The 7392-nt window shown below is 74.7% G+C and carries 6 protein-coding genes; 5 read left to right on the top strand and 1 reads right to left on the bottom strand.

Going from position 1 to position 7392, the window contains the following annotated elements; all coding sequences use genetic code 11:
* Nucleotides 1-161: 161 nt before the first annotated feature.
* Nucleotides 162-1700, bottom strand: a complete 1539-nt coding sequence (locus tag ABT106_RS30040) for an aldehyde dehydrogenase (NADP(+)) (RefSeq protein ID WP_351283671.1) — start codon at nt 1698-1700, stop codon at nt 162-164.
* Nucleotides 1701-1827: 127 nt separating this feature from the next.
* Between ABT106_RS30040 and ABT106_RS30035 the strand changes: the two genes are divergently transcribed.
* From ABT106_RS30035 to ABT106_RS30015, 5 genes are all read left to right on the top strand, one after another.
* A complete protein-coding gene (locus ABT106_RS30035; RefSeq protein ID WP_351283668.1) occupies nt 1828-2619 on the top strand; it encodes an IclR family transcriptional regulator in 792 nt (263 codons plus the stop codon).
* Between the two features lie 121 nt (nt 2620-2740).
* Nucleotides 2741-3724, top strand: a complete 984-nt coding sequence (locus tag ABT106_RS30030; RefSeq protein WP_351283666.1) for a hypothetical protein — start codon at nt 2741-2743, stop codon at nt 3722-3724.
* Nucleotides 3721-5028, top strand: a complete 1308-nt coding sequence (locus tag ABT106_RS30025; RefSeq protein ID WP_351283663.1) for a sensor histidine kinase — start codon at nt 3721-3723, stop codon at nt 5026-5028. Before ABT106_RS30030 ends, ABT106_RS30025 begins: the two co-directional genes overlap by 4 nt.
* A 101-nt stretch (nt 5029-5129) precedes the next feature.
* The gene (locus tag ABT106_RS30020; RefSeq protein ID WP_351283674.1) at nt 5130-5780 is read left to right on the top strand and encodes a response regulator transcription factor; all 651 of its coding nucleotides are present in this window, start codon (nt 5130-5132) and stop codon (nt 5778-5780) included.
* A gap of 62 nt (nt 5781-5842) precedes the next feature.
* On the top strand, nt 5843-7291 hold the full coding sequence (locus tag ABT106_RS30015) for a peptidoglycan D,D-transpeptidase FtsI family protein (protein WP_351283660.1): 1449 nt from the start codon (nt 5843-5845) through the stop codon (nt 7289-7291).
* The last annotated feature ends 101 nt before the right edge of the window (nt 7292-7392 follow it).

Genomic DNA, 7392 nt, shown 5'->3' with positions numbered 1-7392 from the left:
CCGGCCCGCGGGGGGGGGGGGGGGCGGCGCCGCGGTTTGGGGGGGGGGGGGGGGGGGGGGGGGGGGGGGCGGGGGCGGGGGGGGGGGGGGGGGGCGGCCCCCCCCCCCCCACCGGACGCTCCCGCCCGCCAGCCGCCCGTCAGGGCCTCGCCAGCCGCCCGTCAGGCGCCCGTGACCCGGCGCGGCAGGCCCAGCGGGTTCGCCTCGCGCAGTTCCGCCGGAAGGAGGGCGTCGGGCACCGACTGGTACGCCACCGGGCGCAGCCACCGCTCGATCGCGGTCCCGCCGACCGAGGTGGAGTGCGAGGTGGCCGCCGGGTACGGGCCGCCGTGGTGCTGGGCCGGGGCCACCGCGACCCCGGTCGGCCAGCCGTTGACCACGATCCGGCCGGCCAGCCCGGTGACCTGGGCGAGCAGCTCGGCGGCCGGCCCCGGAGCCCCCTCGGTCTCGGCCGACGAGAGCTGCAGGGTGGCGCTCAGGTTCCCGGGGAGGCGCCCGAGCACGGCTGCGGCCTCGGCCGGGGAGGCGTACCGGGCGACCACGGTCACCGGGCCGAAGCACTCCTCCAGCAGGACCTCGTACGCGCCGTCCCCGGCGGGGCCGTCCCCGGCGAGGCGGCCGGCGGACACGGTCAGGTAGCCCGCTCCGACGGTGTGGTCCCCGCCGGAGCCCGGGGTGACCGGCGCCGTGACGCCGGGCAGCGCGGCCCGCTCCCGTACGCCGGTGACGAAGTTCTCGCGCATCCGGTGGTCCAGCAGCACCCCCGGTTCGGTCTCGCCGAGCGCCTTGGTGAGCGCGTCGGCGAGGCGGTCACCGTCCGCACCCTCGGGGACGAGCACCAGGCCGGGCTTCACGCAGAACTGCCCGACCCCGAGGGTGACCGCGCCCGCGAGCCCGGCGCCGATCTCCTCGGCGCGCTCTGCGGCCGCGGCCGGGGTGACCACGACGGGGTTGAGGGAGCCGAGCTCACCGTGGAAGGGGATGGGCACGGGCCGCGCGGCGGCCGCGTCGAACAGGGCCCGCCCGCCGCGGAGGGAACCGGTGAACCCGGCTGCGGCCACCAGCGGATGCCGGATCAGCTCCAGACCGGCGTCGAACCCGTGCAGCACCGACACCACGTCGGCGGGCAGCCCGGCGGAAACGGCGGCGCGGCGCAGCAGCGAGGCGCACAGCTCGGAGGTGGCCGGGTGGTCGGGGTGGACCTTCACGACCACGGGGCAGCCCGCGGCCAGGGCACTCGCGGTGTCCCCGCCGGGGACGGAGAAGGCGAGCGGGAAGTTGGAGGCGGCGTAGACGGCGACGACGCCCAGCGGGACCTTGTAGCGGCGCAGTTCGGGGCGCGGTGGGCTGAGGGAGGGGTCGGCGCGGTCGATGCGGACGTCGAGGTAGGACCCCTCGCCCACGGCGTCGGCGAAGGCGCGCAGCTGGCCGGTGGTGCGGGCGAGCTCGCCGGTGAGCCGGCCGGGACCGAGCGCGGTCTCGGCGTCGGCGGCCTCGATGACGTGGGCGGCGGCCTCGTCGAGCAGTCCGGCGGCGGCGCGCAGGAAGGCGGCGCGGGCGCCGGCGTCGGCGAGTGCGCCGCGGGAGGCGTGGGCCGCGCGCACGGCCTCGTCCACCTCGCGGGGTGTGGCCTCCACCGCAACCTGCTCGCGCCGCTTCCCGGTGCGGGGGTCCACACTCCAGACTGGTGTCGTTGTCATGGCCCACTGCCTCCTGGAACGTTCAGTATTCTGAACGCCGTTCCGGTGGATGAATGATCACATCTTCTGTGGACTCTATTTCCGCGTCCTCCGTGTGACAAGGGGCGCCCAGAGGGGAAGCAGGCGTATGACGACGACCGAGTCGGGGAGCGCGGTACAGGCGGTACAGGCGGCGCCGGTCAAATCGGCGGTGCGGACGGTCCTGTTGCTGGAGCACTTCGCGGCGCGGCCCGGGCTGCACAGCCTGGCCGACATCCAGAACGACCTCTCCCTGCCCAAGTCCAGCCTGTACATGCTGCTGCGCACCCTCGTGAACCTGGGGTGGGTGGAGACCGACGCGACGGGCACCCGGTACGGCATCGGCGTACGGGCGCTGCTCGTCGGCAGCTCCTACATCGACGGCGACGAGGTGGTGGCGGCGGCCCGGCCCACCCTGGACCGGCTCTCCGACGACACGACGGAGACCATCCACCTGGCCCGGATGGACGGCACGAGCGTGGTGTACCTGGCCACCCGGCAGTCCCAGCACTACCTGAGGCCCTTCACGCGGGTCGGGCGGCGGCTGCCCGTGCACTCGACCGCGCTGGGCAAGGCGCTGCTGGCCACGCACACGGATGACGAGGTACGGCGGTTGCTGCCGCGGCGGCTGGAGGCGGTCACCGAGCACACCCTCACCGACCGGGAGCAGCTCGTGGAGGAGCTGGCGCTGGTCAGGGAGCAGGGGTACGCGGTGGACCGGGAGGAGAACACGCTCGGACTGTGCTGCTTCGGCGTGGCCGTGCCGTACCGGACGCCGGCGCGGGACGCGGTGAGCTGCTCGGTGCCGGTGGCCCGGCTGACGCCGGATCACGAGCAGGTCATCAAGGGGGCACTGTTCGAGGCACGGGACCGGCTGTCGATGGTGACGCGGCGGATGTGAGGCGGGGGTGGTGGCACGGCGGGTGTGAGGTGGCGGAGTCCGTGATTCCTCCCCCGGCCGGGGGAGGCGGTTCCCCTTCACGGGGGAGGTGGCGGGGCGGCGCGCGCGGGACCGTTGGGTCATGACCACACGAACCGTTCACACGCCGTACGCGCCGCGGCCGCGGGCCTCCCGACCGGGGGCCGGGCGGCGGATCCTGCGGGCGGTGGCCCTGGCCGCCACCGTTCCGTACCTGACGCTCAAGGCCGCCTGGCTGGCCGGGAGCCGGGTGGGGATACCCGACGGCAGTGTCCTGGCCGAGCCCGGGGTGTTCCTCACCCTGGCGAACTCCGTCACGCTGCTCATGGACGCCTGCGTGATCGTGCTCGTCCTGGTCCTCACCCGGCCCTGGGGCCTGCGGGTCCCGTCCTGGACGCTCACCCTCCCGGTGTTCGCCGCCTCCGGCCTGCTGACCCCGATCCTCCTCGGGTTCCCGGGCCAGCTGCTCATACGGGCCTTGGGATTCGGGGCGGATCCCGCCTCGGGCGCGCGGCGCGATCCCTTCCTGGACCCCTGGGTCTTCCACGTCGTCTACGGCGGGTTCATCGTCCAGGGGCTGGCTCTGGCGGGGCTGTTCGTCCCCTACGCGCGGGAGCGCTGGGGTGAGGACTGGGGCAGGCGGCGTCCGGGGGCGCCGCGGGAGCGGCCGGCGCCGTCCACGCGGGCCGCGGCGGTGGCAGGGGCGGCCGTGGCCGCGGCGAACCTCTACTGGGCCTTCGGGGGCACCGCCGGCATGGGCGTGGAACGGGCGGCCTCGTGGTCCGCCGAGGCGGGCGTGGTGTGCGCGGCGCACGCGGTGTGCGCGCTCGCGGCCGGGGCGGGGGCGCTGCTGCTGGCCTCGGGCCGGGGGCTGCGGGCCCGGTGGCCGGCGGCCCTCGCGTGGATCGGCTCGGGAGCCGCGCTCGGCTGGGGGGTGTGGCCGATGATCGCCTCGCTGGGGCCGCAGCTGGACGGAGGTGAAGGCCCGTCCGGCGCGGCGCAGTTGATCTACGCTGGCCAGATGGCCACTGGAGCGTTCGCCGCCGTCGTCCTCACCCGGTTCCTGACCCGACGCGGAGAAGGGTGACGCGCGGTCACCGCCCGGGGCGGCTGTTCGGGCCGCGGGCCCGGCTGCGCTGGGTCCATCTGATCCTCGGTGGGGCCCTGTTGATGCCGTACTTCCTCCTCGCCCAGGTCGGGGTCGGCGTGGCGGCGGGCGGGGTCAACGTGTTCTCCTCCCTGCCGCTGGTCCTCGCCTCGTACGCGGTGGCCCTGCCGCTGGTCGCGGTCACCGGGGTGTTCGGGCTGGTGCGGCCGATGTCCGTGGCCGCGGTACGGGCCATGTGCGCGGTGCCGGGGGAGCGGCTGGCCGAGGGCCCGGCCAGGTCCTGGTCCGCCCGGGGGCGGGCTTCGGCCTGGTGGACCCTGCACCTGGGGGTCGGAGCGGTGCTCAGCGGGATGACCCTCGCGGTGCCGCCCATGGCGGTGCTGCTCATCGCGCTGCCGGTCACCGGCGGGCCGGGGGACGTCCGGCGGGAGGCGGGAGCGGGCTGGGGCGGCATCGCGGCCGGTCCGTACCTGACGCCCGTGCTCGGGGTGGCCCTGCTGGCCGCGCTCGCGCTGTGCGTCGCGGGGGCCGGGGCGCTGCTGGCCCGGGCGGCGCCCGTACTGCTCGGCCCGACGGCCGCCGACCGGCTGGCCGAGGCCGAGGAGCGGGCCGCCGACCTCGCCGTGCGCAACCGGCTGGCCCGGGAGCTGCACGACGCGGTGGGGCACGCGCTGAGCGCCGTCACCCTCCAGGCGGTCGCCGCCCGGCGGGTGCTCGACACCGACCCGGGGTTCGTCCGCGAGGCGCTCGCCGCGATCGAGGACACGACGCGGCGCACGGTGGGGGAGCTGGACGCGGTACTGGGCCTGCTGCGGGACGGCGACCCGGCCCGGGCGGACGCCGCGCCCGCGCCGACCCTCGCCGCCGACCTCGACGGTCTGCTGGCCCGCACCCGCGCCGCCGGCACCCCCGTCACCGCTCACCAGGACCCCGGGCCGGCGGGGGACTGGTCCGGGCTCCCGGCCATCGCCTCCCGCGAGGCGTACCGGATCGTCCAAGAGGGCCTCAGCAACGCCCTGCGGCACGGTTCGGGCCCCGTGGACCTGCGGGTCCGCCTCCGGCGCGGCGGCCCCTCCGGCCCTCGCGCACACCCCGACCTGGAGATCACCATGACCAATCCGCCCACCGCACCCGACGGCCGGGAGCCCCGTACGACCGGGGGGCGCGGGCTGCGCGGCGCCGCCGAACGGGCCGCGCTGCTCGGCGGCAGCGTCGAAGCCGGCCCGTACCAGGGCGGCTGGCGGCTGCGGGCCGTCCTCCCGCTCGCCGGAACCGGCCGATGACCCCCGCCCGCCCGGACGCGGTCCCGGACGGCGCCGCTTCCGCCGCCCCCGAGGCCGCCGGGACGCCCGGGACGCCCGGGACGCCCGCCGGGCGCGGGACGCTGCGCATCGTGCTCTGCGACGACGAGCGGATGGTCCGCACCGCGCTGCGGGTCATCCTCGAGGCCGAACCCGACCTGGAGGTCGTCGGCGAGGCGGCCACCGGACCCGAAGCCGTCTCCCTGGTCCGCTCCCTGGCCCCCGACGTGGTGCTGATGGATGTCCGGATGCCCGAGATCGACGGCATCCGGGCCACCGAGCAGATCCTCGCCACGATGCCCGAGCCGCCCCGCGTGGTGGTCGTCACCACCTTCGAGAACGACGCCCACGTCTACGACGCGCTGCGGGCGGGCGCCGCCGGGTTCCTCCTGAAGCGGGCCGGCCCCGACGAGCTGATCGGCGCGGTCCGGCTCGTCGCCCGCGGCGACTCGCTGCTCTTCCCGGCCGCCGTCCGCTCCCTCGCCGCCGCCCGCACGGCCGGCGCCCCGCGCGCGGCCGCCGCACGGTGGGTGGCCCGGCTCACCGACCGGGAGGCGGACGTCCTGCGCCTGATGGCCACCGGCCTGTCCAACCAGGAGATGAGCGAGCGCCTCGGCGTCGGCCCGCAGACGGTGAAGACCCACGTCGCGGCGGTCCTCGCCAAGACCGGCTCCCGCGACCGGACCCAGGCGGTGATCGCCGCCTACGAGGGCGGCTTCATGAGGAAAGACTGAGAACTCCACCACAATCGGGGCAGAGCGGAACGTCCGGGACCGGCGGGGCGTCCTTCCTGGGGATGAACAAGACGATCAGGCGTGCGTCGGTCTTCTGTCTGCTTCTGGTGCTGGCCCTGCTGGTCCGTGTCACCTGGGTGCAGGCATACCAAGGCCAGGCCCTCGCAGACGACAAGAACAACCGCCGGAACCTCATCGGGCAGTACGAGAACCCGCTGGGCAACATCATCGTGGGCGGGGAGGCGGTCACGGGCTCGACGAAGACGGGGGGCAAGGACTTCGGGTACAAGCGCACGTACACCGACGGGCCGCTCTACGCGCCCGTCACCGGATACAGCTCCCAGGCGTTCGGGACGAGCATGCTGGAGGGCGTCTACAAGAACGTCCTCAACGGCTCCGACAGCCGGCTGAAGACGATGATGGACATGCTGACCAACAAGCGGGCCGCCCCGGGCGACGTGCTGACGACCATCGACAAGGACGTCCAGAAGGCGGGCTTCGACGCCCTCCAGGGCAAGCAGGGCGCCGCCGTGGCCATCGACCCCGCGACGGGCCAGATCCTCGGCATCGTCAACAACCCCTCCTTCGACCCGGGCCGCATCGCCGGCGCGAACGACAGGGAAGCCTGGGCGGAGCTGTCCGCCGACCAGGGCAAGGCGCTGGAGAACGTGGCCCTGCGCAAGCCGCAGGCGCCCGGCTCCACCTTCAAGCTGGTCACCCTCGCCGCGGCGATCGAGAACGGCCTGGTCACCGACATCGACACGCCGACCGGCATCAAGGCCCCGTACACGATCCCCGGCACCCGCACCGATCTGCGCAGCGAGGCCCCCGCGGAGATGTGCGACAACGTCTCCGCGCGCGTCGCCCTGCGGCTGTCCTGCAACAACGTCTTCGCCGAGCTGGCGCACAAGCTCGGCCAGGACAAGATGCGCGCCATGGCCGAGAAGTTCGGTTTCAACACGCAGATCGACACCCCGGTCCGCACCAACCCGCCGAGCTCGTACCCCAAGGGCAAGATGTCCGTCGACCAGGTCGCGCAGACCGGTATCGGCCAGTTCGACGTCCAGGCCACCCCGCTCCAGATGGCCATGGTCACGGCCGCCGTCGAGAACGGCGGCAAGCTCGTCGCACCGCACATGGTCTCCCAGGTCACCGACGCCAACGGAAACGTCCTGGAGAGCTTCAAGGACCCGAAGTCCGAGCAGGTCATGAAGGCCAAGACGGCCTCGATGCTGCGGGAGGCCATGAAGACGGTGGTCAGCGAGGGCGGCGGCAGGCCCGCCCAGGTGAGCGGCGCCGAGGTGGGCGGCAAGACGGGTACCGCCCAGCGCGGCGTCAACAACAGCCTCTCGCCGCTGGCCTGGTTCACCTCCTACGGCAAGCTGAACGGCAAGCAGATCGCCGTCGCGGTCGTGATCGAGAACTCCGACACCGACCGCTCCGAGATCGGCGGCGGCAAGCTGGCCGCCCCCATCGCGCAGAAGATGATGCAGACCTGGCTGAAGAAGTAGCGGCGCGGACCGCACGGACGGCGTGCCGGGAACCTTCACGGTTCCCCCCCCGGCAAACCATAAAAAAAAAACACCCCCCCACCCCCCCCCAACGGAGAACG

Source organism: Streptomyces sp. NPDC002044, from assembly GCF_040296725.1.
Lineage (GTDB): Bacteria > Actinomycetota > Actinomycetes > Streptomycetales > Streptomycetaceae > Streptomyces > Streptomyces antarcticus.
This window is presented reverse-complemented; position numbering and strand designations above follow the sequence as displayed.

Excerpts from the sequence above, each read along its gene's own strand:
- ABT106_RS30015 (WP_351283660.1), top strand. The coding sequence starts at position 5,843 with ATGAACAAGACGATCAGGCGTGCGTCGGTCTTCTGTCTGCTTCTGGTG.
- ABT106_RS30030 (WP_351283666.1), top strand. The coding sequence starts at position 2,741 with ATGACCACACGAACCGTTCACACGCCGTACGCGCCGCGGCCGCGGGCC.
- ABT106_RS30040 (WP_351283671.1), bottom strand. The coding sequence starts at position 1,700 with ATGACAACGACACCAGTCTGGAGTGTGGACCCCCGCACCGGGAAGCGG.
- ABT106_RS30035 (WP_351283668.1), top strand. The coding sequence starts at position 1,828 with ATGACGACGACCGAGTCGGGGAGCGCGGTACAGGCGGTACAGGCGGCG.